Origin of the sequence: Kosakonia sp. SMBL-WEM22, from assembly GCF_014490785.1 — a bacterium.
Classification (GTDB): Bacteria; Pseudomonadota; Gammaproteobacteria; order Enterobacterales; family Enterobacteriaceae; genus Kosakonia.
The window spans coordinates 4,955,104-4,981,254 of record NZ_CP051488.1 but is presented as its reverse complement, the minus strand read 5'-3'; the positions used below and the strand labels follow the sequence as shown (position 1 = coordinate 4,981,254).

Genomic DNA, 26,151 nt, shown 5'->3' with positions numbered 1-26,151 from the left:
GACCTTGATAACGTGTCGGAACACAAAATAAGGAGCAGATACATGAAATGTAAACGCCTCAACGAAGTTATCGAACTTCTTCAGCCAGCGTGGCAGAAAGAACCCGAACTCAATTTAATGCAATTTTTGCAGAAACTGGCGCAAGAGTCAGGTTACGAGGGCGGACTGGCAGATTTAAGTGATGACATCCTGATCTATCACCTGAAAATGCGCGACTCGGCAAAGGACGCAGCGATCCCGGGCATTCAAAAAGATTACGAAGAGGATTTCAAAACCGCGTTACTGCGCGCCCGCGGCGTGATTAAAGAGTAAAACCTTGTAAGAGGAGCCACCGAAAACGGCCCAAAATGATATCCTGAATCATTCGTCGTATTTTCGGATCCCAGGATGACCTGTAACGCTTTTACTTTCCAGACGCTTCACCCGGATACCATCATGGATGCGCTCTTCGCGCAGGGGATCCGGGTCGATTCCGGCCTCACTCCGCTTAATAGCTACGAAAACCGTGTTTATCAATTTCAGGACGAAGATCGCCGCCGCTATGTCGTGAAGTTCTACCGTCCGCAGCGCTGGTCAGCGGAACAGATACGTGAAGAGCATCAATTTGCGCTCGACTTGCAAGAGAATGATGTGCCGGTCGCCGCACCACTCGCGTTTAACCATCAAACATTGCTCACCCATGAGGATTTTCTCTTCGCCGTTTTCCCGAGCGTTGGCGGCCGCCAGTTCGAAGCGGATAATCTTGATCAAATGGAGTGGGTTGGCCGCTACCTCGGGCGCTTGCACCAAACCGGCCGTCAACAGCGCTTTACCCATCGTCCTGACATGGGCGTTAACGAATACTTGATCGAGCCGCGCCAGCTTTTTGAGACTACAGCGCTGATCCCCGCAAGCTTAAAAGAGGCGTTTCTGAGCGCAGTTGATAAGCTTATCGATGCTGTTATGGCGCAGTGGCATAATCGCGCCAATGTGCTGCGTCTGCATGGAGATTGCCATGCCGGGAATATTCTCTGGCGCGATGGCCCAATGTTTGTCGATTTAGACGATGCGCGTAATGGCCCGGCGGTGCAAGATTTATGGATGTTGCTGCACGGTGACAAAGCCGAGCAGCGCATGCAGCTGGAGATGATCGTTGAAGCCTACGAAGAGTTTTGTGAGTTTGATACCGCGGAGCTTGCCCTGATTGAACCGCTGCGCGCCATGCGTCTGGTCTACTATCTGGCGTGGCTTATCCGCCGCTGGGACGATCCTGCGTTTCCTAAAAATTTCCCCTGGTTGAACAGCGAAGATCATTGGCGCAATCAGACGCATATTTTTCTTGAACAGGTGAAGGTTCTGCAAGAACCCCCTTTAGCATTAACCCCCATGTATTAAACGGAGAGAGTTGACCATGAAGAAGATTTGGCTGGCGCTGGCAGGAATGATTCTGGCATTTAGCGCTTCGGCAGCAGACATTACCGAAGGTAAGCAGTACAACACGCTGGATAAACCGGTCGCCGGCGAACCGCAGGTGCTGGAATTCTTCTCATTCTACTGCCCGCACTGCTACGACTTTGAGCAGGTGTGGCACGTCTCTGAAGCAGTGAAGAAGAAGCTGCCTGAAGGGACAAAAATGACCAAATACCACGTCGAGTTCCTCGGGCCGCTGGGCAAAGAGATGACGCAGGCTTGGGCCGTAGCGATGGCGCTGGGCGTGGAAGATAAAATCAGCTCTCCGATGTTCGAAGCGGTACAAAAAACGCAGACTGTTCAAACCGTTGCTGACATTCGTAACGTATTCATCAAAGCTGGCGTTAAGGGCGAAGAGTATGACGCCGCCTGGAACAGTTTCGTAGTGAAATCTCTGGTTGCTCAGCAAGAGAAAGCCGCGGCCGATCTGCAGTTGCAGGGTGTACCGGCGATGTTCGTCAATGGTAAATACCAGATCGATCAACGCGGTATGGACGGCAGCAGCCTTGATGCGTTTGTGAAAAGCTACGCTGATACGGTGAAGTTCCTGGTTGAGAAGAAGTAAAGATAACGCCGGTCAGTGACCGGCGTTTTTACAGGTGGCTTTGATGGCGCTAATGCGTTCATCTTTCGCGAGCCACAACCCATTCAGCCACTGCTGAAAGCTGCGCTTAAAATTCTTGTCATTAATATAATCGCCGTGCAACCCTTCATGAACCGGCAGCAAATCAATGCGCACAACGATACGGGTCAATTTGCCGCTGAGCATGTCGAAAAAGGGAGTGCGATCGTTTTCCGGGTAGCACAGCGTCACATCCAATAACTTGTCGAACTGTTTACCCAGAACATTTAGTGCCATCGCGATACCCGCTGCTTTTGGCGGCAACAGATGCTTAAACGAAGAGCGTGTCTGGCGCCGTTTCTCCTCTGTAAAACGCGATCCTTCGACAAAATTCACCATCGTTGTCGGATGCAGGCGAAACTTCTCACACGAACGGCGCGTTGTCTCAACATCCTTACCCCGCTTTTCGGGATGGCGCAGGAGATAGCCTCTTGAGTAGCGGCGCATGAAAGGCATATCGAGCGCCCAGCATGCCAGGCCAATAAAGGGCACCCAGGCGAGTTGCTGTTTCAGGAAATATTTGTTCATCGGGATCTGTTTGCGAAACAGCACGCACAGCACCACGATATCCGCCCAGCTGTGATGGTTACAAATAAGCAGATACCAGTTTCTCTTATTCAATCCCTCCAGCCCCTGGATATCCCATTCCAGCTGGGGATTGAGGCGCAGCAGCCAGTAGAGGCCTTCGCACCAGCAAGACATCATAAAATTACAGAATGCTGAGATCGCTCGCCAAAAACGTGGGATCGGAATAAGCAGCTTTAGCAGGCCGGCGAAAATGATCGGCAAAGAGCAAACAATCGTAAGCAAAATGGTTAACAGAACGCTAAAAAAGAGCGTCGTAACCGCGGGTAGTCTCGACATGATTAAATATTTCAAAAAGTTAGCAGCAAAACGCTCGCTAAAAGGTGTGCAAGGCACTGATTTTATCAGAAAAGCGAGGGTAGCAAGGTGGAAACCTTATGCTGTGCCTTTGTTGGAAAACATCAAAGAAAGCAACTTCTTTTTTCTTCTATCCACATAGAGCAGATTATCGCCAAAAAGCAATAGAGATCCTTTTTATCTATTTAACCTTTTGTTTTTAAATAGCTTGTATAATTTTACGATCCTCGTAAAGCCACAAAAATCCAGCCAATTAAAAACTGTGCACAAACTTATCCACAGGATGTTTCTGCGAAGGATCCCGCCGATCGCGAAATCTTTTCCCTCATTTACCGCGAAAAATTCATGTTTTCACCCTGTCTGTGGCATCCTTTAGCGTAAATTTAAAAACAGGCATGGATATCATGGTTCAGATCCCCGAAAACCCACTCATTCTTGTTGACGGCTCCTCTTACCTCTATCGCGCGTATCATGCGTTTCCGCCTCTGACTAATAGCGTCGGGGAACCCACTGGCGCAATGTATGGCGTGTTGAATATGCTGCGCAGCCTGTTGCTACAGTATCAGCCGACGCATGTCGCCGTGGTGTTTGATGCGAAGGGTAAGACGTTCCGTGATGAGCTGTTCGAACATTATAAATCTCACCGCCCGCCAATGCCGGACGATCTGCGAGCGCAGATTGAGCCACTGCATGCGATGGTGAAAGCGATGGGTCTGCCGCTGCTGGCGGTATCGGGTGTTGAAGCGGATGACGTCATCGGCACGCTGGCATGTGAAGCGGACAAAAAAGGGCGTCCGGTGCTGATCAGTACTGGCGACAAAGATATGGCGCAGCTGGTGACACCGAATGTCACACTGATCAACACCATGTCCAACACCATTTTGGGGCCGGAAGAGGTCGTCACCAAATATGGCGTGCCGCCAGAGCTGATTATCGACTTCCTCGCGCTGATGGGCGACTCCTCCGATAACATCCCGGGCGTACCTGGCGTGGGCGAAAAAACCGCGCAGGCGCTGTTACAAGGGCTGGGCGGCCTGGATTCTCTGTACGCCGCGCCGGAGAAGATTGCCGAACTGAGCTTCCGTGGTGCGAAAACCATGGCGGCGAAGCTGGAGCAGAATAAAGAGGTGGCTTACCTCTCTTACCAACTGGCGACCATCAAAACCGACGTTCCGCTGGAGCTGACGAGCGAACAGCTTGAAGTTCAGCAGCCGGCCACCGAAGAGCTGGTGGAGCTCTTTAAGCGTTACGAATTCAAACGCTGGACTGCGGATGTCGAAGCCGGTAAATGGCTACAGGCGAGAGGCAGCAAGCCAGCCGCCAAGCCGCAGGAAACGATCGTAGTGGAAGCGGAGCCCGATATCCCGACCGCCACACTTTCGGCAGAAAACTACGTCACTATCCTTGATGAAGAGACGTTGCAGAGCTGGATCGGCAAACTGAAAAGCGCGGCGCTGTTTGCCTTCGATACGGAAACGGACAGCCTGGATAACATCAGCGCTAATCTGGTCGGCATCTCCTTTGCCATCGAACCGGGCGTAGCGGCCTATGTGCCGGTTGCCCATGACTACCTTGATGCACCGGAGCAGATCCCACGCGACCGCGCACTGGAGCTGCTGAAGCCGCTGCTGGAAGATGAAAAGCTTCTCAAAGTGGGTCAGAACCTGAAATACGATCGCGGCGTGCTGGAAAATTACGGCATCGAGCTGCGCGGCATCGCCTTTGATACCATGCTTGAGTCCTACGTGCTGAACAGCGTTGTTGGCCGTCACGATATGGATAGCCTCTCTCAACGCTGGTTGAAGCACAAAACCGTGACTTTCGAAGAGATCGCCGGAAAAGGCAAAAATCAGCTGACCTTCAACCAGATCGCGCTGGAAGAGGCCGGACATTACGCGGCAGAAGATGCCGATGTCACGCTGCAACTTCATCTGGCGATGTGGCCGGAGCTGCAACAGCACGCTGGCCCGCTGAATGTCTTGCAGAATATTGAAATGCCGCTGGTGCCGGTCATTTCGCGTATCGAACGTAACGGCGTCAATATCGATCCAGCAGTGCTGCACAAGCACTCTGAAGAGCTAACCCTGCGTCTGGCGGAGCTGGAGCAAAAAGCACATGAGATCGCGGGCGAAGCATTTAACCTCTCGTCGACCAAGCAGCTGCAAACCATTCTATTTGAAAAGCAGGGCATTAAACCGCTGAAGAAAACGCCGGGCGGCGCGCCGTCGACTTCAGAAGAGGTGCTGGAGGAGCTGGCGCTCGATTACCCGCTGCCGAAGGTGATCCTGCAATATCGCGGCCTGGCGAAGCTTAAATCGACCTATACCGATAAGCTGCCGCTGATGATCAATCCGAAAACCGGAAGAGTACATACCTCTTATCACCAGGCGGTGACCGCGACCGGGCGCTTGTCCTCTACCGATCCCAACCTGCAAAACATTCCTGTGCGTAATGAAGAGGGACGTCGTATTCGTCAGGCCTTTATCGCGCCGAAGGATTACGTCATCGTCTCTGCGGACTATTCGCAGATCGAGCTGCGCATCATGGCGCACCTCTCGCGGGATAAGGGCTTGTTGAAAGCGTTTGCTGAAGGTCAGGATATTCACCGCGCAACGGCGGCGGAGGTCTTTGGTCTGCCGCTGGAGAGCGTAAGCAATGAGCAGCGCCGCAGCGCGAAAGCGATCAACTTCGGTTTGATCTACGGCATGAGCGCCTTTGGTCTGTCGCGCCAGCTCAATATTCCGCGCAAAGAGTCGCAGAAGTATATGGATCTCTACTTCGAGCGCTACCCTGGCGTGCTGGAGTATATGGAGCGCACCCGGGCACAGGCGAAAGAGAGCGGGTACGTTGAAACACTTGATGGCCGCCGTCTCTATCTGCCGGACATCAAATCGAGCAACGCTGCCCGCCGTGCGGGTGCCGAGCGCGCGGCGATCAACGCCCCGATGCAGGGCACCGCGGCAGATATCATCAAACGCGCGATGATCGCCGTCGATGCGTGGTTACAGCAAGAGAAGCCGCGCGTGCGAATGATCATGCAGGTACACGATGAACTGGTGTTCGAAGTGCACAAAGAGGATATCGAGGCGGTCACGAAGAAGATCCATGAACTGATGGAGAGCAGTACCCAACTCGATGTGCCGCTGCTGGTGGAAGTGGGAAGCGGACCAAACTGGGATCAAGCGCACTAAGCTTGTGGCAGGAAAGGGACTTTTCTGTAACTAAGCAACATAACGCGGCGTTTTTGTGACAATCATTAGAATTCCGTATGTAAAAATTGAAAAGAAATTACAAAAAGTCCTTTTTCCAGATCCAAAAAGGGAGTAGAGTTATTCGCGTAGGGTACAGAGGTAAGATGTTCTATCTTTCAGACCTTTTACTTCACGTAATCGGATTTGGCTGAATATTTAGCCGCCCCAGTCAGTAATGACTGGGGCGTTTTTTATTGCGCGAAAGAAAGCAATAAAGCGCAGCGGACGCCGCGCCAGAAGGGTTATTCGCCCGCCTCTTCTGTTGCTGGCGCAATAGATGAGAACCAGCTATCCAGCTTCTCGCGCAGTTTATCCACGCCCTGTTTTTTCAGCGACGAAAACGCTTCTACCTGCACATCTCCGTTAAAGGCGATCGCCGCTTCCCGCACCATCGTAACCTGCGCTTTACGCGCGCCACTGGCGAGCTTGTCCGCTTTGGTCAACAACACCAGCACCGGGATCTCGCTTGCCACTGCCCAGTGGATCATCTGCTGATCGAGATCTTTTAACGGATGGCGGATATCCATCAGCACCACCAGTCCTTTCAGGCACTGACGCTTCTCGAGATATTCACCCAGCGCGCGCTGCCATTTGATCTTCATCTCTTCCGGCACTTCGGCATAACCGTAGCCGGGCAGATCGACAAGACGTTTACCCTCTGCGACCTGGAACAGGTTGATTAACTGCGTACGACCCGGCGTTTTAGAGGTGCGTGCCAGGCTTTTTTGATTGGTTAGCGTGTTGAGTGCGCTCGATTTTCCGGCGTTGGAGCGGCCAGCGAATGCCACTTCGATGCCGGTATCGGCGGGTAAGTGGCGAATATCAGGCGCACTGGTGACAAAGTGCGTCTGTTGGTAATTCAGGTTAGTCAAAACGGTCGTCTCCATCGTTAAAGCATGCGGGGATTATACCTGAACCCACGTAAAAGGCTGTTTTTCTCGCATCATTGCTGTTTGTGCGTGATTGCCGCGCGCTTTGTAGGATATCAGCCCTTTATTGGTTGCGAACTTTCGGAGTAATTGCAGGTTGAATAATAGTCAAAATTAGAAAAATCAATAGCTTATTTTTATGGAATTCTCTTAATTTACTGTTTGTAAGGGTATTCATACTTGTCTCTTTCTTTGAGACAGGTAAAGTAACGCCCTGTAGCAGGACGCTTTACAGGAAAGGATAACTCACGGAACGAGGGGGCGGGAGCGCCAGGAGGCGAAGACCAGAGGAACACGTCAGGAGACGTTTACAAGGAGAGGGACCGCAACACGGAGTGTTGATGCTAATGGAAAAACAGGGCACGTTGACAGCAAACAGGGAACGTAGAGCCCTTTATGGGGCAGGGTCAAGAAAAAAGGCGACAGTTTACACTGCCGCCTTTTTTCTTTGCTTGCTTTCTGCTAGATTCCGCCGCAATTCTATACTGATGAAAAACCACCTAAGACCCCTATGATGAAAAAACCGTCTACCCAACCGCGCGGCAAAGTGCGCCGTAAAACCCGTGAAGAGTTGAACCAGGAAGGCCGCGAACGTAAGCGTGAGAAACGGCATCGCGGCAACGCTTCAGGCAGCCGCGCGAACGGTGGCGATAACGCTTCAGGCTCCGGCAAGGGCAAAGCGCAAAAAGATCCGCGTATTGGCAGTAAAACACCGATTCCGCTGGGTGTTACCGACACGCCAGTCACTAAGCAGCACAAACCGAAGAGTGAGAAACCTATGCTTTCACCGCAGGCTGAATTAGAGATGCTGGAAACGGATGAGCGCCTGGATGCGCTACTTGAACGCCTTGAAGAGGGCGAAACCCTGAGCGCCGACGAGCAGAAATGGGTTGATGCCAAACTGGATCGTATTGATGAGCTGATGCAGAAGCTGGGCCTCTCTTACGATGATGACGAAGAAGAAGAGGAAGAGGAGCGTAAGGAAGATATGATGCGTCTGCTTAAGGGCGGCAACTAATCCTTTCTTATGGGGCTTCCCGTCCTGCTTATAACCCTTCCGGTTATATGTTATCTGGTGTGGTTATTCGTTAAACTACAGCGGTTGTCGCGGCGCAAACAGTGGCTGCGCAACCGGCTGATTACCCGAAACGGGATCGGCCCAGGCCGCCGGTATCGCCAGCGGCGTCATCGGAAGGAGTAAGCAATGTCTGAGCACGTCATCGACTGGGATCTGGCCCTGATCCAGAAATATAACTATTCCGGGCCGCGTTATACGTCCTATCCCACCGCGCTTGAGTTTTCTGACGCCTTCGGCGAAGCGGATTTTCACCGCGCCGTGGCGCGTTATCCTGAACGTCCGCTTTCGCTCTACGTTCATATCCCGTTTTGCCATAAGCTCTGCTACTTCTGCGGCTGCAATAAAATCGTTACCCGCCAGCAGCATAAAGCCGATCAGTATCTTGATGCGCTGGAGCAAGAGATTTTACACCGCGCGCCGCTGTTTAAAGGCCGCCACGTCAGCCAGCTGCACTGGGGCGGCGGTACACCAACCTATCTCAACAAGGCGCAAATTAGCCGCCTGATGGCGCTGCTGCGCGGCAACTTCGCCTTTGATAGCGATGCGGAGATCTCCATTGAGGTCGATCCGCGCGAAATCGAGCTGGATGTGATCGACCATCTGCGCGGGGAAGGGTTTAACCGCCTCAGCATGGGCGTGCAAGATTTTAATAAAGAGGTACAGCGGCTGGTTAACCGTGAACAGGATGAATCGTTTATCTTTGCTCTGCTTAACCACGCGCGCGACATCGGCTTTACTTCGACCAATATCGACCTGATTTACGGCCTGCCTAAACAGACGCCGGAGAGTTTCGCCTATACGCTGCAACGCGTCTCCGAGCTCAGCCCGGACCGCCTAAGTGTCTTCAACTATGCGCATCTGCCGACGCTCTTTGCTGCCCAACGTAAAATTAAAGATGCCGATCTGCCTTCGGCGCAGCAGAAGCTCGATATCCTGCAGCAGACCATCTCATCGCTGACCGCATCCGGGTATCAGTTTATCGGCATGGATCACTTTGCCCGCCCGGATGACGAGCTGGCGATTGCCCAGCGCAACGGCGTGCTGCACCGCAACTTCCAGGGGTACACCACCCAGGGCGACAGCGACCTGCTGGGCCTCGGCGTTTCCGCCATCAGCATGATTGGCGACAGCTACGCGCAAAACCAGAAAGAGCTCAAACACTACTATCAGCAGGTTGATGAGCAGGGAGATGCGCTGTGGCGCGGCATTGCATTAACGCGCGATGACTGCATTCGCCGGGATGTGATCAAAGGGCTTATTTGTAATTTCCGCCTGGCATTCAGCGATATTGAGCGCGCATGGGATCTCGATTTCCACGACTACTTTGCTGAAGATCTGCAGCTACTCGCGCCACTGATTAAAGATGGGCTGGTGGAGAGGGATGAACAGGGGCTTCAGGTAACGGCGAAAGGGCGTCTGTTGATTCGCAACATCTGCATGTGCTTCGATGTCTATCTGCGCCAGAAAGCGCGGCTGCAGCAGTTCTCGCGGGTGATTTAACAGGCCTGCAAAAGCACCAGGCCTGTTAAACCGCTAGCTAAACAGCCCAACCAGCGTTGCGCAAAGCAGCGCTGCGACAGCCGTTTGTGGCGTATGGCTGGCAGAGGCGCCAGCCGTAACCAGATGAATGAACGATTCCAGCATGATAACCCCCCCTGAACGCGCAAGATCATACTGCACTGCGACGAACAGTAAAGCACAAAATAGCAGCACTTTTCGCGGGCGGATCGCGCTTTACGTTTACTCCATTCCCAGCTCTTTTAACTTACGTGTAAGGGTGTTACGCCCCCAGCCGAGCAGGCGAGCTGCTTCCTGTTTATGCCCTTGAGTGTGGCGCAGCGCGGTGGTCAGTAGGGTGCGCTCCATCTCCGGTTGCGCTTCAGAGAGCAGATTTTGATGACCGGAACGCAGCGCGCGGTCGGCCCACTGCGCGAGCAGCGTCGCCCAGCTGTCCGGCAAACTCTGCGACGGGCTATCCGGCACTGTAGCTTCAAACAGCTCACTGGGCAGATCCTGAATCAGCACTTCCTGGCCTGCCGCCATCACCGTTAACCAGCGGCAGGTGTTCTCCAGCTGGCGCACGTTGCCCGGCCATGCCAGACGGGTCAATGCCGCCTCGGTTTCCGGATGCAGCAGCTTCGCTTCCACACCCAGTTCGCGGGCAGCGTCCTGTAAAAAGTGGCGCGCCAGACGCGGAATATCTTCCCGGCGTTCGCGCAGCGGCGGCAGATGCACACGGATAACATTCAGGCGGTGGAACAGATCCTCCCTGAATTTCCCCTCCTGCACGCGCAGCTCCAGGTTCTGGTGCGTCGCCGCAATAATACGCACATCAACTTTCACCGGCGCATAGCCGCCCACGCGGTAAAACTGTCCATCGGCGAGCACACGCAGCAAACGGGTCTGCACATCGAGCGGCATATCGCCAATCTCATCTAAGAAGAGCGTGCCGCCATCGGCCTGCTCAAAACGCCCCTGACGAATGGTGTTCGCGCCGGTAAAAGCCCCTTTCTCGTGACCAAATAGCTCCGATTCAATCAAATCTTTCGGGATTGCCGCCATATTGAGGGCGATAAACGGCGCTTTGACGCGCGGGCTGTGGCGATGCAGGGCATGGGCAACCAGCTCTTTCCCGGTGCCGGACTCGCCGTTAATCAATACGCTGATCGATGAGCGCGAGAGACGACCAATAATGCGAAACACATCCTGCATCGCTGGCGCTTCACCGATGATATCGGTGGTCGGGCCGAGGGCCTGCACATTACGCGGCTGCTGCTGCTCCTGGTAGTGGCTGATAGCGCGTTCAACCAGCGCCACCGCTTCATCAATATCGAACGGTTTAGGCAGGTAGTCGAATGCCCCCTGCTGATAAGCGCTTACCGCTGCATCCAGATCCGAGTGCGCAGTCATAATGATGACCGGAAGCATCGGATGGCGCTGCTTAATCTGTTTTAACAGTGCCAGCCCGTCCATACCGGGCATACGAATATCCGAAAGCAGAACATCCGGCGTTTTGGTGGTCAGCGCATCAAGCACTTCATTGGCACTTTCAAACGTTGTACAACTCAAGCCTGCCCCGGTGAGCGCGCGTTCAAGCACCCAACGAATGGAGCTATCGTCATCCACGATCCAGACTATCCCTCGTTGCATAAACACCTCTACTTCCGAATAGGCAGGAATACCGAGAACTCGGTATGGCCTGGCCAACTGGTAAATTCAATTTTGCCTGAGTGTTGATCAATCAGGCTGCGTGCGATCGATAAGCCAAGCCCGGTGCCACCTTCGCGGCCGCTGACCATCGGGTAAAACAGCGTGTCCTGCAGATGCTGCGGTATACCCGGGCCGTTATCCTGCACATCGATTCTGGCTGCCAGGCGATAACGCACGCCGTGCAGTGTTAACTGGAACGCGGTGCGCGTACGCAGAATAATTTCGCCGCCTTCCGGCCCTAACGCCTGAAGGGCATTACGCACGATATTCAGCAAAACCTGCTCGATTTGGTCAGGATCGTGCGCCAGCTCCGGCAAACTGGGATCGTAATCGCGGGTTAAAGTGACGTTAGCTGGCAGCTCCATCGACACCAGGTTCACCACGCGCTCGGCCACTTTATGGATACTTTCAGTAACGTGCATACCCGGCTGCTGCGGCCCTAACAGGCGATCGACCAGATTGCGCAAGCGGTCGGCCTGCTCAATGATCACTTTGGTATATTCCAGCAGTGAAGGATCGGGCAGCGCTTTGCTTAAAAGCTGTGCCGCGCCGCGCAGGCCGCCCAGCGGGTTTTTAATCTCATGAGCCAGGCCGCGCACCAGATCGCGCGCTGCCACCTGTTGAGCATGCTGAAGCTGCTCCTGGCTTAAACGGCGCTGGTTATCCATCGGCGCCATTTCCAGCAGCACCAAGCCGTCCGGCAGGCGTTGCGCCGTCAGGGAGAGAATATGTGAGCGCCCGTCGATGACCAGTGTCACTTCGTTATCGGTAAATCCCTGGCCTGCATGCAGACTTTCGCGCATCAGGTCGATATTGAGGGAGAAGTAGCTCAGCAGTTCCGGCAGCGGGGTGCCAAAGAGTTTGCGCGAGCTTTGCGCCAGCAGCTGTTGTGCTGCGGGGTTGGCGTAATGTACCGCCAGGTCGTCATCAACCAGCAGGATGCTGTTGATCAAAGAGTTGAGGATCTGCCCAGCATCGGGCAGCGCGCCGCTTGCCATGTAGCAGTCTCCCGGAGATATGCACCAATTTTGTGCAGTATAGCGTTATAGAAAGAAAAAGCGCGTGAGATCAGGTTGTTGTCGGCGAAAAAAGCCCATCGTGTGATGGGCCAAAGTTTCCACGGCAACTAAAAATTCTCTGGCCTTTTTCTCGCCATCAGCTGGCTGTGACGAGAAATCGGCCGAGTATTAATGACGTAATTAAACGCTGTAATAGAGTTCAAACTCTACCGGGTGCGGCGTCATGCGAACACGGTCGTTCTCTTCCATACGCAGCGCGATATAAGCATCGATAGCGTCGTCGGTGAATACGCCGCCGGCAGTCAGGAACTCGCGGTCAGCATCCAGCGCGTTAAGCGCTTCTTCCAGGGAGCCTGCAACCTGCGGGATCTCTTTCGCCTCTTCCGGCGGCAGATCGTACAGGTTTTTGTCCATTGCTTCGCCCGGGTGGATTTTGTTCTTAATACCATCCAGACCCGCCATCAGCAGCGCGGCGAAGCACAGGTACGGGTTTGCAGCCGGGTCCGGGAAGCGCACTTCAATACGACGCGCTTTCGGAGAAGCAACAACCGGAATACGGATTGATGCGGAACGGTTACGCGCAGAGTAAGCCAGCATAACCGGTGCTTCGTAACCCGGGACCAGACGCTTGTAGGAGTTGGTGGTCGGGTTAGAGAGGGCGTTGATCGCTTTAGCGTGTTTGATTACGCCGCCGATGTAGTACAGCGCCATTTCAGACAGGCCCGCGTATTTGTCGCCAGAGAACAGGTTGGTACCGTTCTTGGAGAGGGACATGTGGCAGTGCATACCGGAACCGTTATCACCGAACATCGGTTTCGGCATAAAGGTCGCGGTTTTACCGAAGCGGTGCGCAACGTTATGTACCACATATTTGTAAATCTGAATTTCGTCCGCTTTTTTGGTCATGGTGTTGAAGCGGGTTGCCACTTCGTTCTGACCCGCAGTCGCCACTTCGTGGTGATGCGCTTCAACCACCAGGCCCATCTCTTCCATCACCAGACACATGGTGGAGCGCAGATCCTGAGAGGAGTCTACCGGCGGAACCGGGAAGTAACCGCCTTTCACAGCCGGACGGTGACCTTTGTTACCACCTTCATATTTGGTGGTGGTGTTCCATGCGCCTTCGATATCGTCGATAGCAACGCTGGAACCGGAAATGGAGCTGCCGAAACGTACGTCGTCAAACAGGAAGAACTCCGGCTCTGGCCCGAACAGCACGGTGTCTGCCAAACCGGTGGAGCGCAGGTACTCTTCAGCGCGTTTGGCGATGGAGCGCGGATCGCGATCGTAGCCCTGCATGGTGCCTGGCTCGAGGATATCGCAGCGAATAATCAGCGTAGACTCTTCGTAGAACGGGTCAATGACAGCGGTAGTGGCGTCCGGCATCAGCACCATGTCGGATTCGTTGATGCCTTTCCAGCCGCCAATCGAAGAACCATCAAACATTTTGCCTTCTTCGAAGAAGTCAGCGTTGACCTGATGGGCTGGGATCGTGACGTGCTGTTCTTTACCTTTGGTATCTGTGAAGCGCAGATCGACAAACTTCACTTCGTGCTCATTCAGCATCGTCAAAACGTGTTCAGCGGACATACTTAAACTCTCCCGGGATTGTCATTGTCGTCGTGGTAACGAAGTCTTCTAATAACTACGTAAATCTGGCGTAGTTGCCGTACAATGGATAAGCGAAATCTATGCCAACTTTTAAATCCTCCTAAAAAGGCGTTATCATGCTCGGCATAGTGCAAAAGGGCTGCACCATGATGGTTACCTTGCACCAATATAGTGCTTTTATGGAAACATAGAGCACCATATTGGTGCAATTTTCGTTATTTGCCCCTTTTAACGCTCCGTGAAAGCGATCACAAAGCAACTCTGCAATACTTGTTTGCAGGGTATGTTTGTGATCCTGTTTAGTCCTTCGATTAATACGTGTACAATAACGCGCTATTTCTAATGCCTGAGGCAAAGTTGTGATCGAAAATCTGCGTAACATCGCCATCATTGCTCACGTTGACCATGGTAAAACGACCCTGGTTGACAAGCTGCTGCAGCAATCCGGTACGTTCGACGAACGTGCTGAAACTCAAGAGCGTGTGATGGACTCCAACGATTTGGAGAAAGAGCGTGGGATTACCATCCTCGCTAAAAACACCGCTATCAAATGGAATGATTATCGTATCAACATCGTTGATACCCCAGGGCACGCCGACTTCGGTGGTGAAGTTGAGCGTGTAATGTCCATGGTCGATTCCGTGCTGCTGGTGGTTGACGCATTTGACGGCCCGATGCCGCAAACGCGCTTCGTGACCAAAAAAGCATTTGCCCATGGTCTGAAACCTATTGTGGTAATCAACAAAGTTGACCGTCCTGGCGCGCGTCCGGACTGGGTTGTTGATCAGGTCTTCGACCTGTTCGTTAACCTCGACGCGACCGACGAGCAGCTGGACTTCCCGATCGTTTACGCTTCTGCGCTGAACGGTATCGCGGGTCTGGACCACGAAAACATGGCTGAAGACATGACCCCGCTGTACCAGGCGATTGTTGAACATGTACCGGCACCGAATGTCGATCTCGACGGCACGCTGCAGATGCAGGTTTCCCAGCTCGATTACAACAACTACGTTGGCGTAATCGGCATCGGCCGTATCAAGCGCGGTAAAGTGAAGCCGAACCAGCAGGTCACTATCATCGATAGCGAAGGCAAAACCCGTAACGGTAAAGTGGGCAAAGTGCTGACTCACCTGGGCCTGGAGCGTATTGAGAGCGACATCGCGGAAGCGGGCGACATCATTGCGATTACCGGTCTGGGCGAGCTGAACATCTCCGACACCATCTGCGATCCGCAGAATGTCGAAGCGCTGCCGGCGCTCTCCGTTGATGAGCCGACCGTAACCATGTTCTTCAACGTCAACACCTCTCCGTTCTGTGGCAAAGAGGGTAAATATGTTACCTCTCGTCAGATCCTTGACCGCCTGAACAAAGAGCTGGTGCACAACGTTGCGCTGCGCGTTGAAGAGACCGAAGACGCTGATGCATTCCGCGTATCCGGTCGTGGTGAGCTGCACCTCTCTGTTCTGATCGAAAACATGCGTCGTGAAGGTTTCGAAATGGCGGTTTCCCGTCCGAAAGTTATCTTCCGCGAAATCGACGGCCGTAAACAAGAGCCGTTCGAGAACGTAACGCTGGACGTTGAAGAGCAGCACCAGGGTTCTGTTATGCAGGCACTGGGCGAGCGTAAAGGCGATCTGAAAAACATGAATCCGGACGGCAAAGGCCGCGTACGTCTCGACTACGTGATCCCAAGCCGCGGTCTGATCGGCTTCCGTTCAGAGTTCATGACCATGACATCTGGTACCGGTCTGCTTTACTCCACCTTCAGCCACTACGACGATATTCGTCCGGGCGAAGTGGGCCAGCGTAATAACGGCGTACTGATCTCCAACGGTCAGGGTAAAGCGGTTGCGTTTGCGCTGTTCGGTCTGCAGGATCGCGGTAAGCTGTTCCTCGGTCACGGTGCGGAAGTGTATGAAGGCCAGATCATCGGTATTCACAGCCGCTCGAACGACCTGACGGTAAACTGCCTGACCGGTAAGAAACTGACCAACATGCGTGCGTCCGGTACGGATGAAGCAACGGTTCTGGTTCCGCCGATCAAGATGACCCTGGAGCAGGCGCTTGAGTTCATCGATGACGACGAACTGGTAGAGGTAACGCCTCAGTCCATTCGTATCCGTAAACGTCATCTGACTGAGAACGACCGTAAACGCGCAATGCGCGGTGCAAAAGAAGAGTAATTCTCCTCTTTTAGCCCAACAAAAGCCGCTGATGATCAGCGGCTTTTTTTTATCCCGCGATCGCGGGCGTGAAAGGGCCCGCTATTCAAGCGGAAACTTTCCCGCTACAGTTAACTCTCCATGGCAGGCAAGGAGAGGCAAATGCTCTATATCTTTGATTTAGGTAATGTGATTGTCGATATCGACTTCAACCGGGTGCTCGGAGCCTGGAGCGATTTCAGCCGCGTACCGCTGGCAACCCTGAAGCAGAACTTTGTCATGGGGGAGGCCTTCCACCGTCATGAACGCGGGGAGATCAGCGATGAGGAGTTCGCCAAAGCGCTGTGCGAAGAGATGGCGCTGCCGCTAAGCTATGAGCAATTCTCCACCGGCTGGCAGGCGGTCTTCGTCGCGCTACGCCCGGAAGTCATCGACATCATGCATAAGCTGCGCGAGCAGGGACACCGTGTGGTGGTGCTGTCGAACACCAACCGTCTGCACACAACATTCTGGCCGGAACAGTATCCGGAGATTCGCGCCGCTGCCGATCATATCTATCTCTCGCAAGAGATGGGCATGCGTAAGCCCGAAGCCGCAATTTACCAGCAAGTTCTTACGCAAGAGGGGTTTTCTGCCGACGATGCCGTCTTTTTCGACGACAATGCTGAAAATATCGCTGGCGCTGAACGCGTGGGGATTACCTCGATCCTGGTCACTGATAAGGCTATCATTCCGGACTATTTTTCAAAAACGCTATGAAAGATGCCGTAAAACAGCGCGCGAAGAGAAGTGCGCTGTCGCTGCAGGCCTGGTTCAAACTGCTGTGGCGACGTATCAACGATGACAATATGACGACGCTGGCGGGAAACCTCGCCTACGTCTCACTGCTCTCACTGGTGCCGCTGGTGGCGGTGGTCTTCGCGCTGTTCGCCGCTTTCCCGATGTTTTCTGACATCAGCATCCAGCTGCGTCACTTCATTTTTGCCAATTTCATTCCCACAACCGGCGACGTTATCCAGAACTATATTGAGCAGTTCGTCGCAAACTCGACGAAGATGACCGCAGTCGGGGCTTGTGGGCTGGTAGTGACCTCGCTGCTGCTGATGTACTCCATCGACAGCGCGCTGAATACCATTTGGCGCAGCACCCGCGTGCGTCCGCACGTCTACTCTTTTGCCGTCTACTGGATGATCCTGACTCTCGGCCCGCTGCTGGCCGGGGCGAGCCTGGCGATCAGCTCCTATCTGCTCTCGCTGCGTTGGGCGAGTGAGCTTAATAGCGTGATTGATGATGTGCTGCGTATTTTTCCGCTGATCCTCTCCTGGCTCTCGTTCTGGCTGCTCTACAGCATTGTTCCGACTACGCGCGTACCGAACCGCGATGCGGTGTTGGGCGCGTTTGTTGCGGCAGTGCTGTTTGAACTGGGTAAGAAAGGTTTTGGTTTATATATCACCATGTTCCCCTCCTACCAGCTGATTTATGGCGTGCTGGCTGTTATCCCGATCATGTTTCTTTGGGTTTACTGGACCTGGTGTATCGTCTTGCTTGGCGCTGAAATTACTGTCACTCTCGGGGAATACCGCGAACTTAAAAAAGCAGCACAACGAGAAGAAGCAGACCAACCATGATTGCATTAATTCAACGCGTTTCCCGTGCGAGCGTTAGCGTGGCGGGAGAGGTGACGGGTGAAATCGGCCCGGGTCTTCTGGTATTACTGGGCGTCGAGAGAGAGGACGACGAGCAGAAAGCCAATCGCCTGTGTGAACGGGTGTTGGGATACCGCATTTTTAGCGATGCCGACGGGAAAATGAATCTCAATGTTCAGCAGGCTGGCGGCAGCGTGCTGGTGGTATCGCAGTTCACGCTGGCGGCCGATACGGAGCGCGGCATGCGTCCTGGCTTTTCGCGCGGTGCCGCGCCGGAAAAAGCCGAGGCGCTCTACAACCACTTTGTTGCACACTGCGGTCAGCAAATCGCCACGCAAACCGGGCGTTTCGCGGCCGATATGCAGGTGTCGCTGGTCAATGACGGTCCCGTCACATTCTGGCTACAGATATGAGCCAGCTTGCGGCGTGGCCCCGGGTCACAAGAGAGAATGCAGCTATGTATCATCTTCGCGTACCGCAAACTGAAGAAGAGTTAGAACGTTACTACCAGTTCCGCTGGGAAATGCTACGCAAGCCGTTGCACCAGCCGCAGGGCTCCGAGCGCGATGCCTGGGACGCTATGGCGCATCACCAGATGGTGGTTGATGAAGAGGGCAATATCGTCGCTTCCGGGCGGCTCTATATCAATGCCGATAACGAAGGCTCGATCCGCTTTATGGCGGTGCACCCCTCGGTGCAGGATAAGGGCCTCGGCACGCTGATGGCGATGACCCTGGAGTCCGTCGCCCGCCAGGAGGGCGTAAAGCGCGTAACCTGTAGCGCCCGCGAAGATGCGGTACCCTTTTTCGCCAAGCTTGGGTTTATCAACGAGGGTGAAATCACCGCGCCGCAAACCACCCCCATCCGCCATTTCTTGATGATCAAGCCCATCGCCTCGCTGGATGATATTCTTCATCGCGGCGACTGGTGCGGTCAGCTGCAACAAGCCTGGTACCAGCATATTCCGCTCAGCGAAAAGATGGGCGTGCGTATCCAGCAGTACACCGGGCAGAAATTTATCACCACCATGCCGGAGATCGGCAATCAAAATCCGCACCATACGCTGTTTGCCGGCAGCCTTTTCTCGCTGGCAACGCTCACCGGCTGGGGCCTTATCTGGCTGATGCTGCGTGAGCGCCACCTTGGCGGCACAATTATTCTCGCCGACGCCCATATCCGCTACAGCTCGCCTATCAGCGGGAAACCGAGCGCCATTGCCGATCTCGGCTCGTTAAGCGGCGATCTCGACCGCCTGGCACGCGGGAAAAAAGCGCGCGTACAGATGCAGGTAGAGCTGTTCGGCGATGATAAGCAGGGCGCGATTTTCGAAGGCATCTACATCGTCCTGCCCGCAAAACCGTTCGGCTCGTTCGAAGAGGGTGGCAACGAAGAGGAGTAGGTGCTGGGCCTGCCGATGGCGCGTGCGATGCCACCCTTTCCCGTGCAGCCCGTTACACTCTGGCGATGCGCGCCGCCACATCGTAAATCACATCCACTGCCGTGCGGCTGATGCCGGCAAGCTGGAAGAATCCGTGTATCACACCGAGATAACGCGAACAGGAGCATGCCACGCCCTGTTCGGTCATTCGCTGATAGAGCGACTCCCCTTCATCGCACAGCGGGTCAAACTCAGCGGTGACGATATGCGTCGGCGGCAGGCCGTTGAAATCATCGCGCCACAGCGGGCTGACATCCGGCAGCAGGCGATCGGTCTCGCCAAGATAGTGTGTATAGCCGGAGAGCAGCGCCTCGCGGGTGATCACATAATCCGAGCCGTTAAGGGTATAGCTGTCGAACCAGGCGGTTGCATCAAGCATCGGATAAATAAGGATCAACAGAGCAGGCTGCCACTCGCCTGCGGCTTTTAAGCGCAATGCCGTCACCAGCGCCAGATGCCCGCCCGCGCTATCGCCCGCCAGCGTGATGCGCTGAGGATCGATGCCAAGCTGCTGCGCGTGTTCCCGGATCAGTTCAGCGCCCCTCAGTGCATCATCATGGGCCGCTGGCCAGCGGTGCTCTGGCGCAAGCCGGTACTGCACGGCAATGACCCGACAGCCGCTGTAAAAGGCGAGCTGGCGCAGTTGTTTATCGTGGGTATCGAAGCTGCCGCTAACAAAACAGCCCCCGTGATAGTAGATAAGCGCGGGCAGATTACCGTTGGCATCTTGCGGTGAGTAGCAGCGAAAGCGAATGCTCTCCAGCGTGAACTCATTTACCTCAACACGGTGTTCCGTCTCGCCTGCCAGCGCTGTGCTGGCGAGATACCCTGCGCGCCGGTCATCAATACTCTGCTCGCCGGCGGAAGGCCGTCCTGCAGCAATAAAGTCGCTTACCAGCTGGCTAATACCCTGTTCCAGTGCCATTTCGCATTCCTTTGTCTGTATAAATACCCAGGATTTATAGCCTGTTTTTTGCGAAATGAAAACGGGGGTTTTGGGCTGAAAATGAAAAGTGGAACCCAGCTCGAAAGAACGTTTTTTTCTTTCAGGAATGCATCGGAAGGGAGGCTGACGCCTTATTAGACGGGGGGAAGCGATAATAAACTTGAAAAAGGAGGGGGTGAGTGTGTCACCCCGTATCAGTAACAGGCCGGGCAAAAAGTTACCGCGACCTGCTGATTTTACTCCCCTTCGCCGGGGAATAAGAACGGGTTGATGGAGCTACGGGCGAACCCTTCCTGCTCCATGCGGGCATCGAGGATCAGCGACGCCAGATCGTCGGCCACTGCTTCGACATTCTGGTCTTTTTCCTGATAAAGAATTTTCAGGTAAGTGCCGCAGTCGCCGCAGCTCTCCGCTTTGATTGCCGCCTGCTCGTTATCCAGCGACCAGTAGTGCAGATCGCGGGTTTGCTCGCAGTTGCTGCACTTGACGCGCACCACGTGCCACTCTGTTTCGCACAGGTTGCAGTGCAGGTAGCGCAGCCCCTGGCTGCTGCCAATGTGCACCGTACTGGAAACCGGCATCGATCCGCACACCGGGCAGAACTGGCGCTGTTCGCCATATTCCGCGCGGGCTTTCCCCGGAATGAGGCTTGCCATCTGCGCCCAGTAGAGCGACAGTGCGGCCCAGATAAAGGGCGCTTTATCGCTGCTGACAGAGGCGAAGTCGGCGGCAAAGAGCGCGCTAGCCATCGCTTCCAGCTCCTGTGCGGAGGCCTTTTCCAGGTTCTCGATTACCGCCAGCGCCGGGCCGCTCATCTCCGGCTTCAGCTCGGCAATCAGCGAATGCAGCAGCTTGTGCCAGTGCGTATCGCGCGGCAGGACATGAATATCAAGCGGCGGCTTGCCCTGCGCGGCAGCTTCTTTAAGACGCGCCGTCAGATCGAGTTGTAACGGGTGGTCATACAGCACCACCTCCTGGGCATGGGCGATCAGCGCGGCAAAACGCAGATAATCACCCAGCGGATTACTCTCTGCCAGCGTGCGCAGACGTTCCGCACGGCGGTTATAGAGGTTTTTGAGTCTGGGGAATAACAACGGCGGAATCACTTCCGCCGTGCGTTTTTCGCTCTTCTCCAGCTCATCTTGCGGGATTATGCGAATACTCATTCAGTTGGTTTTTCCGTTGTCTTGCTGCGAACTTCCCGGTACCAGCGCGGGTGATGTTTCTTCGCCCAAGTGCTGGTAACCCAGCCTTCCACCATTGCGGTTATGGTGCCTTTAACCCACAAGGCGGCATAAATGTGCACCATGATAACCACAATCAACGCGACTGCTGCAAATGAATGCACCATCAGCGCTAAGCGGATCACCGGGATGGGAAACGCGGGTGCAAAGTAAGGGCGCCAGATAACCACGCCGCTTGCCAGTAGCAACACCAGGAAGATAATCGCCGCCCAGAACACACACTTCTGACCGAAATTATAGCGCCCGGTGTCACCCACTTCCTCATTGACGACGATCTTACGAATATTCTTCGCCCAAAAGATATCATCCCTATTGATGAGGTTATGGTGCCAATAGCGGAAAAACATGATTATAAACGAGGCAAACATCACCACGCCGACAAACGGATGAAGAATACGCGCCAGCTGCGGCGTCCCAAGAATGTTCATCAACCAGTTGAAGGAGGGGAAGAAAAACCCCAGCCCGCTCACCGACGCCAGCACGAAGCAGAAGGCGGTGATCCAGTGGTTGATGCGCTCGGGTGCCGAATAGCGCACGATGGTGTCACGTTTTCTCATTTGCGCACCTCGTCTTTCTCTTCATGCAGGTTGTCCTCTTCCTCTTCTGCGCGGTTCGGACCGACACCGACATAGTGGAAGATGCTGGCCGCGAAGGTGGCAGCAAAGCCGACCGCCGCAAGTGGTTTCCAGATCCCTTTCCAGAACTTCACGGTTGCGCTGATTTCCGGGTTCTCCGGCAGGCCATGGTAGAGATTCGGGTTATTGGCATGGTGCAGCACATACATCACGTGCGTACCGCCAACACCGGCCGGATCGTACAGACCTGCGTTATCGTAACCGCGAGTTTTCAGCTCTGCCACGCGCTCGCCGGCGAGGTTTTTCATATCCTCTTTGGAGCCAAAGTGGATAGCGCCGGTCGGGCAGGTTTTCACGCAAGCCGGTTCCTGGCCTACCGTCACACGGTCAACACACAGCGTACATTTGTAGACGCGGTTGTCTTCCGGGTTCAGGCGCGGCACATCGAACGGGCAGCCAGCGATGCAGTAACCGCAGCCAATGCACTGCTCAGACTGGAAGTCGACAATGCCGTTAGCATACTGAATGATAGCCCCTTCTGACGGACATGCTTTCAGACAGCCAGGATCGGCGCAGTGCATGCAGCCATCTTTACGAATCAGCCACTCCAGTTTGTCGTTCTGCTCCACTTCCGAGAAACGCATCACCGTCCATGATTTGGCGGTCAGATCCGCCGGGTTGTCATACACCCCGACGTTGTGCCCCACCTCATCACGCAGGTCGTTCCATTCGGAACACGCCACCTGGCAGGCTTTACAGCCGATACAGGTGGTGACGTCGATAAGCTTCGCCACTTCCTGCTGGTGATCCCGCGCCTGAGGCGCGGGCGTGAAACCGTTAGTCGCGGAACGACGGATGATGTCTTGCGATTGATAAGCCATAAGTCGTCTCCGTTACACCTTTTCCACATTCACCAGGAACGCCTTGAACTCCGGCGTTTGGGTATTCGCATCACCGACAAACGGCGTCAGCGTGTTGGCGATAAAGCCTTTCTTCGCCACGCCCTCGTAACCCCAGTGAATCGGAATACCGATGGTGTCGATATCTTTGCCGTCCACTTTCAGAGTACGAATACGCTTAGTCACCACCGCTTTGGCTTTGATATAGCCACGGTTAGAGGAGACGCGCACGGTATCGCCCTGCGAAATGCCCAGCTTGCCCGCCAGTTTCTCGCCAATCTCCACAAACTGTTCCGGCTGCGCGATGGAGTTCAACAGCGCATGCTTGGTCCAGTAGTGGAAGTGCTCGGTCAGGCGGTAAGTAGTCCCGACATATGGGAACTTATCGGCTTTACCCATCGCAGCGAGATCGCCTTTAAAGACGCGCGCAGCAGGGTTCGAGACGACATTCGGGTGCAGCGGGTTAGTACCCAACGGCGTTTCGAACGGCTCGTAGTGTTCCGGGAACGGCCCTTCCATCATCTTATCGAGCGCGAAGAGACGGCCCAGCCCTTCCGGCTGCATGATAAACGGCCCGACTTCACTGCCAGGTGCGGCGGTGCTGTAGTCCGGAATATCCGCACCCACCCACTTGCCGTTGGCGTAGCTGAGCAGCTTGCGCTTCGGATCCCACGGGTTACCCTGCGGGTCTGCGGAGGCACGGTTATAGAGAATACGGCGGTTGAGCGGCCACGCCCATGCCCAGCCCAGCGTATTGCCAAGGCCTGACGGATCGGCGTTGTCGCGGCGCGCCATCTGGTTGCCATCCGGCGTCCAGCTCCCGGCGAAAATCCAACAGCCGCTTGAAGTGGTGCCGTCATCGCGCAGGTGCGCAAAGCTGCCAAGCTGGTTGCCTTTCTTCGCCAGCACGTCGCCGCTTACCGGATCGATAATATCGACCAGCGCTTTGCCGTTGCTCTCCATCGCCACTTCTTCCGCAGACGGATTCTCCGGCGTCGAGTAGTTCCAGGTCATGTTCAGAACCTGTTCCGGATTCGCGCCACCCTCTGCGGCATACATCTTACGCAGGCGTAAGAAGATACCGGCCAGGATCTCACCATCGTTCAGCGCTTCGCCCGGGGCATCGGCACCTTTCCAGTGCCACTGCAACCAGCGGCCGGAGTTAACGATGGATCCGTTCTCTTCAGCAAAGCAGGTCGACGGCAGGCGGAACACTTCGGTCTGGATGGTCGACGGATCGACATCATTAGACTCGCCGTGGTTCTGCCAGAAGGTCGAGGTTTCCGTATTCAGCGGATCGATGGTCACCAGGAACTTCAGTTTCGACAGGGATGCTACTACCTTGTGCTTGTTCGGGAACGAAGCGACCGGGTTAAAGCCCTGGCAAATATAGCCGTTGACCTTGCCCTGGCTCATCATTTCGAAGTACTGCAGAACGTCGTAGCCTTTGTCCCACTTCGGCAGCCAGTCAAAGCCCCAGCTGTTCTCCGCCGTCGCTTTGTCGCCAAAGAAGGCTTTCATCATCGAAACGAAGAATTTCGGGTAGTTGCTCCAGTAGTTAACCTGGCCTTCCAGCAGCGGTTTCGGCGTGTTGACGGTCAGGTAGGTCTGGAGATCTTTCTGCTTCTCGTTCGGCAGCGTCATGTAGCCCGGCAGGCTCTGCGACAGCAGGCCAAGATCGGTCAGACCCTGAATATTGGAGTGGCCGCGCAGGGCGTTCACGCCGCCACCTGCCATCCCCATATTGCCCAGCAGCAGCTGAATCATCGCCATCGTACGGATGTTCTGCGCGCCGACGGAGTGTTGCGTCCAGCCCAGGGCATAGAGGAACGAGGCGGTTTTGTCGTGCACGCTGGTTTCCGCAATGTACTCGCACACCTTCAGGAAGTCCGCTTTTGGCGTTCCGCAGATGTTTTCAACCACTTCTGGCGTATAGCGGGAAACGTGCTGTTTCAGCAGGTTCCACACGCAGCGCGGGTGAGTCAGCGTTTTATCGCGCTTAGCGAAACCCTTCTCATCCAGCTCGTAGTTCCAGGTGGTTTTGTCGTACTTGCGTGTTTCCGCGTCATAGCCGGTGAACAGGCCATCTTCAAAGCCAAAATCTTCACGCACGATCAGGCTGGCGTTGGTATAGGCTTCGGTATATTCGCGGTTATATTTTTCGTTGTTCAACAGGTACAGCAATACGCCTGACAAGAAAGCGATGTCAGTACCGGAACGAATCGGCGTATAAAAATCCGCAACCGAGGCGGTTCGCGTAAAGCGTGGATCGATAACAATCAGCTTCGCGCCATTATGGATCTTGGCTTCCATCGCCCAGCGGAATCCCACCGGATGCGCTTCTGCCGCGTTCCCTCCCATCACCACGATGAGATTGGCGTTCTTCATGTCAACCCAGTGGTTGGTCATCGCACCGCGACCAAATGTTGGAGCAAGACTTGCTACCGTTGGTCCGTGTCAGACACGCGCCTGGTTATCGACGGCTAACATGCCGAGGGCGCGGGTAAATTTCTGGGTTAAATAGCCGGTTTCGTTACTGGAAGCGGATGCGCACAGCATCCCGGTGCTCAGCCAGCGGTTCACGGTGGTGCCTTCGGCGTTCTGCGCAACATAGTTGGCGTCGCGGTCGGCTTTCATCAGTTTGGCGATGCGCTCAAAGGCATCTTCCCAGGTGATGCGTTGCCACTTATCGGAACCTGGAGCACGGTATTCCGGGTATTTCAGGCGGCTTTCAGAGTGGATGAAATCCACCAGACCTGCCCCTTTCGGGCAGAGCGCGCCGCGGTTTACCGGATGGTCCGGATCCCCTTCGATATGGAAAATTGACGCTTTGGCGTTTTTTGCACCGTCGCCGAGGCTATACATCAATAGCCCGCAGCCCACGGAACAATATGTGCAAGTATTACGGGTTTCGCGGGTGCGCAACAGCTTATATTGCCGTGTCTCCGCGAGTGCAATGTTGGGGGCAAAGCCCAGTGCTGCAGCCGTTGTACCTGCCATACCGCCAGCGCAGATCTTAAAGAACTGCCTTCTGCTGACCTGCATGGGTTACTCCTGGGTTGACATTACTCTTATCGTTTTTTTCTTTGCGGTGAATTTCACAAAGGTTCAGAATTGCCGCATATCCCTCTGCTTAAGAAGGATATGCGCGGAGAATACCACAATGTCGGTACGCTTGTTCGAGGGTAGT

Annotated in this window: 23 protein-coding genes; 12 read left to right on the top strand and 11 right to left on the bottom strand. The window is 54.7% G+C overall.

From position 1 onward, the window contains the following. The first annotated feature begins 42 nt into the window (after positions 1 to 42). The 3 genes from HF650_RS24020 (at position 43) to dsbA (ending at position 2,014) form a co-directional block, all read left to right on the top strand. Complete coding sequence (locus HF650_RS24020; RefSeq protein ID WP_187800645.1) at positions 43 to 312, top strand: YihD family protein; 270 nt, start codon at positions 43 to 45, stop codon at positions 310 to 312. Between the two features lie 75 nt (positions 313 to 387). Further along, positions 388 to 1,374 carry a serine/threonine protein kinase gene (locus tag HF650_RS24015; RefSeq protein WP_187800644.1) on the top strand — a complete coding sequence of 329 codons (987 nt, stop codon included), beginning with the start codon at positions 388 to 390 and terminating at the stop codon, positions 1,372 to 1,374. A 16-nt stretch (positions 1,375 to 1,390) separates the two neighbouring features. Then, positions 1,391 to 2,014 carry a thiol:disulfide interchange protein DsbA gene (gene dsbA / locus HF650_RS24010; RefSeq protein ID WP_187800643.1) on the top strand — a complete coding sequence of 208 codons (624 nt, stop codon included), beginning with the start codon at positions 1,391 to 1,393 and terminating at the stop codon, positions 2,012 to 2,014. 12 nt (positions 2,015 to 2,026) lie between these two features. Here the strand turns inward: dsbA and HF650_RS24005 are convergent, their stop codons facing one another. Further along, on the bottom strand, positions 2,027 to 2,935 hold the full coding sequence (locus tag HF650_RS24005) for an acyltransferase (protein ID WP_187800642.1): 909 nt from the start codon (positions 2,933 to 2,935) through the stop codon (positions 2,027 to 2,029). Between HF650_RS24005 and HF650_RS24000 the strand changes: the two genes are divergently transcribed. Both HF650_RS24000 and polA read left to right on the top strand, forming a co-directional pair. Continuing rightward, positions 2,850 to 3,095: a hypothetical protein gene (locus tag HF650_RS24000; RefSeq protein ID WP_187802812.1), complete on the top strand. Its 246-nt coding sequence runs from the start codon at positions 2,850 to 2,852 to the stop codon at positions 3,093 to 3,095. The genes HF650_RS24005 and HF650_RS24000 overlap by 86 nt on opposite strands. Before the next feature lie 262 nt (positions 3,096 to 3,357). Next, on the top strand, positions 3,358 to 6,144 hold the full coding sequence (gene polA, locus HF650_RS23995; RefSeq protein WP_187800641.1) for a DNA polymerase I: 2,787 nt from the start codon (positions 3,358 to 3,360) through the stop codon (positions 6,142 to 6,144). A 302-nt stretch (positions 6,145 to 6,446) separates the two neighbouring features. Here the strand turns inward: polA and yihA are convergent, their stop codons facing one another. Next, on the bottom strand, positions 6,447 to 7,076 hold the full coding sequence (gene yihA / locus HF650_RS23990) for a ribosome biogenesis GTP-binding protein YihA/YsxC (RefSeq protein WP_187802805.1): 630 nt from the start codon (positions 7,074 to 7,076) through the stop codon (positions 6,447 to 6,449). 571 nt (positions 7,077 to 7,647) lie between these two features. Here yihA and yihI point away from each other — a divergent pair. Continuing rightward, positions 7,648 to 8,151 (top strand): Der GTPase-activating protein YihI, encoded by a 504-nt coding sequence (gene yihI / locus HF650_RS23985; protein ID WP_023479295.1) that lies wholly within the window; start codon positions 7,648 to 7,650, stop codon positions 8,149 to 8,151. 186 nt (positions 8,152 to 8,337) lie between these two features. Then, positions 8,338 to 9,711 (top strand): oxygen-independent coproporphyrinogen III oxidase, encoded by a 1,374-nt coding sequence (gene hemN / locus HF650_RS23980; protein WP_187800640.1) that lies wholly within the window; start codon positions 8,338 to 8,340, stop codon positions 9,709 to 9,711. A 33-nt stretch (positions 9,712 to 9,744) separates the two neighbouring features. Here hemN and HF650_RS23975 read toward each other — a convergent pair whose 3' ends face one another. The 4 genes from HF650_RS23975 to glnA all read right to left on the bottom strand — a co-directional run bounded on the left by HF650_RS23975 (position 9,745) and on the right by glnA (position 14,030). Continuing rightward, a complete protein-coding gene (locus HF650_RS23975; RefSeq protein WP_094192975.1) occupies positions 9,745 to 9,855 on the bottom strand; it encodes a YshB family small membrane protein in 111 nt (36 codons plus the stop codon). A gap of 96 nt (positions 9,856 to 9,951) precedes the next feature. Further along, a complete protein-coding gene (gene glnG / locus HF650_RS23970) occupies positions 9,952 to 11,361 on the bottom strand; it encodes a nitrogen regulation protein NR(I) (protein ID WP_023479374.1) in 1,410 nt (469 codons plus the stop codon). An 8-nt stretch (positions 11,362 to 11,369) separates the two neighbouring features. Continuing rightward, entirely contained in the window at positions 11,370 to 12,419 is a 1,050-nt protein-coding gene (gene glnL / locus HF650_RS23965) for a nitrogen regulation protein NR(II) (RefSeq protein WP_187800639.1), read from the bottom strand. 201 nt (positions 12,420 to 12,620) lie between these two features. Next, positions 12,621 to 14,030 carry a glutamate--ammonia ligase gene (gene glnA / locus HF650_RS23960; protein WP_187800638.1) on the bottom strand — a complete coding sequence of 470 codons (1,410 nt, stop codon included), beginning with the start codon at positions 14,028 to 14,030 and terminating at the stop codon, positions 12,621 to 12,623. Positions 14,031 to 14,410: 380 nt separating this feature from the next. Here glnA and typA point away from each other — a divergent pair, with 380 nt between their 5' ends. From typA to fabY, 5 genes are all read left to right on the top strand, one after another. Further along, positions 14,411 to 16,234: a ribosome-dependent GTPase TypA gene (gene typA, locus HF650_RS23955; RefSeq protein ID WP_187800637.1), complete on the top strand. Its 1,824-nt coding sequence runs from the start codon at positions 14,411 to 14,413 to the stop codon at positions 16,232 to 16,234. A gap of 141 nt (positions 16,235 to 16,375) precedes the next feature. Further along, positions 16,376 to 16,972: a glucose-1-phosphatase gene (gene yihX / locus HF650_RS23950; RefSeq protein WP_187800636.1), complete on the top strand. Its 597-nt coding sequence runs from the start codon at positions 16,376 to 16,378 to the stop codon at positions 16,970 to 16,972. Further along, complete coding sequence (locus HF650_RS23945) at positions 16,969 to 17,841, top strand: virulence factor BrkB family protein (RefSeq protein ID WP_187800635.1); 873 nt, start codon at positions 16,969 to 16,971, stop codon at positions 17,839 to 17,841. Before yihX ends, HF650_RS23945 begins: the two co-directional genes overlap by 4 nt. Further along, a complete protein-coding gene (gene dtd / locus HF650_RS23940) occupies positions 17,838 to 18,272 on the top strand; it encodes a D-aminoacyl-tRNA deacylase (protein WP_023479361.1) in 435 nt (144 codons plus the stop codon). The genes HF650_RS23945 and dtd overlap by 4 nt, the downstream gene beginning before the upstream one ends. Before the next feature lie 44 nt (positions 18,273 to 18,316). Next, on the top strand, positions 18,317 to 19,258 hold the full coding sequence (fabY, locus tag HF650_RS23935; RefSeq protein WP_023479318.1) for a fatty acid biosynthesis protein FabY: 942 nt from the start codon (positions 18,317 to 18,319) through the stop codon (positions 19,256 to 19,258). A 52-nt stretch (positions 19,259 to 19,310) separates the two neighbouring features. Here fabY and HF650_RS23930 read toward each other — a convergent pair whose 3' ends face one another. From HF650_RS23930 to fdnG, 5 genes are all read right to left on the bottom strand, one after another. Beyond that, complete coding sequence (locus tag HF650_RS23930; protein ID WP_187800634.1) at positions 19,311 to 20,222, bottom strand: alpha/beta hydrolase; 912 nt, start codon at positions 20,220 to 20,222, stop codon at positions 19,311 to 19,313. Positions 20,223 to 20,479: 257 nt separating this feature from the next. Next, the gene (fdhE, locus tag HF650_RS23925) at positions 20,480 to 21,409 is read right to left on the bottom strand and encodes a formate dehydrogenase accessory protein FdhE (RefSeq protein WP_023479362.1); all 930 of its coding nucleotides are present in this window, start codon (positions 21,407 to 21,409) and stop codon (positions 20,480 to 20,482) included. Next, a complete protein-coding gene (gene fdoI, locus HF650_RS23920; RefSeq protein WP_023479367.1) occupies positions 21,406 to 22,044 on the bottom strand; it encodes a formate dehydrogenase cytochrome b556 subunit in 639 nt (212 codons plus the stop codon). The genes fdhE and fdoI overlap by 4 nt, the downstream gene beginning before the upstream one ends. After that, the gene (gene fdxH / locus HF650_RS23915) at positions 22,041 to 22,943 is read right to left on the bottom strand and encodes a formate dehydrogenase subunit beta (protein WP_023479333.1); all 903 of its coding nucleotides are present in this window, start codon (positions 22,941 to 22,943) and stop codon (positions 22,041 to 22,043) included. Before fdxH ends, fdoI begins: the two co-directional genes overlap by 4 nt. 12 nt (positions 22,944 to 22,955) lie before the next feature. Continuing rightward, positions 22,956 to 26,006, bottom strand: a complete 3,051-nt coding sequence (gene fdnG, locus HF650_RS23910; RefSeq protein ID WP_187800633.1) for a formate dehydrogenase-N subunit alpha — start codon at positions 26,004 to 26,006, stop codon at positions 22,956 to 22,958. Positions 26,007 to 26,151: the final 145 nt, after the last annotated feature.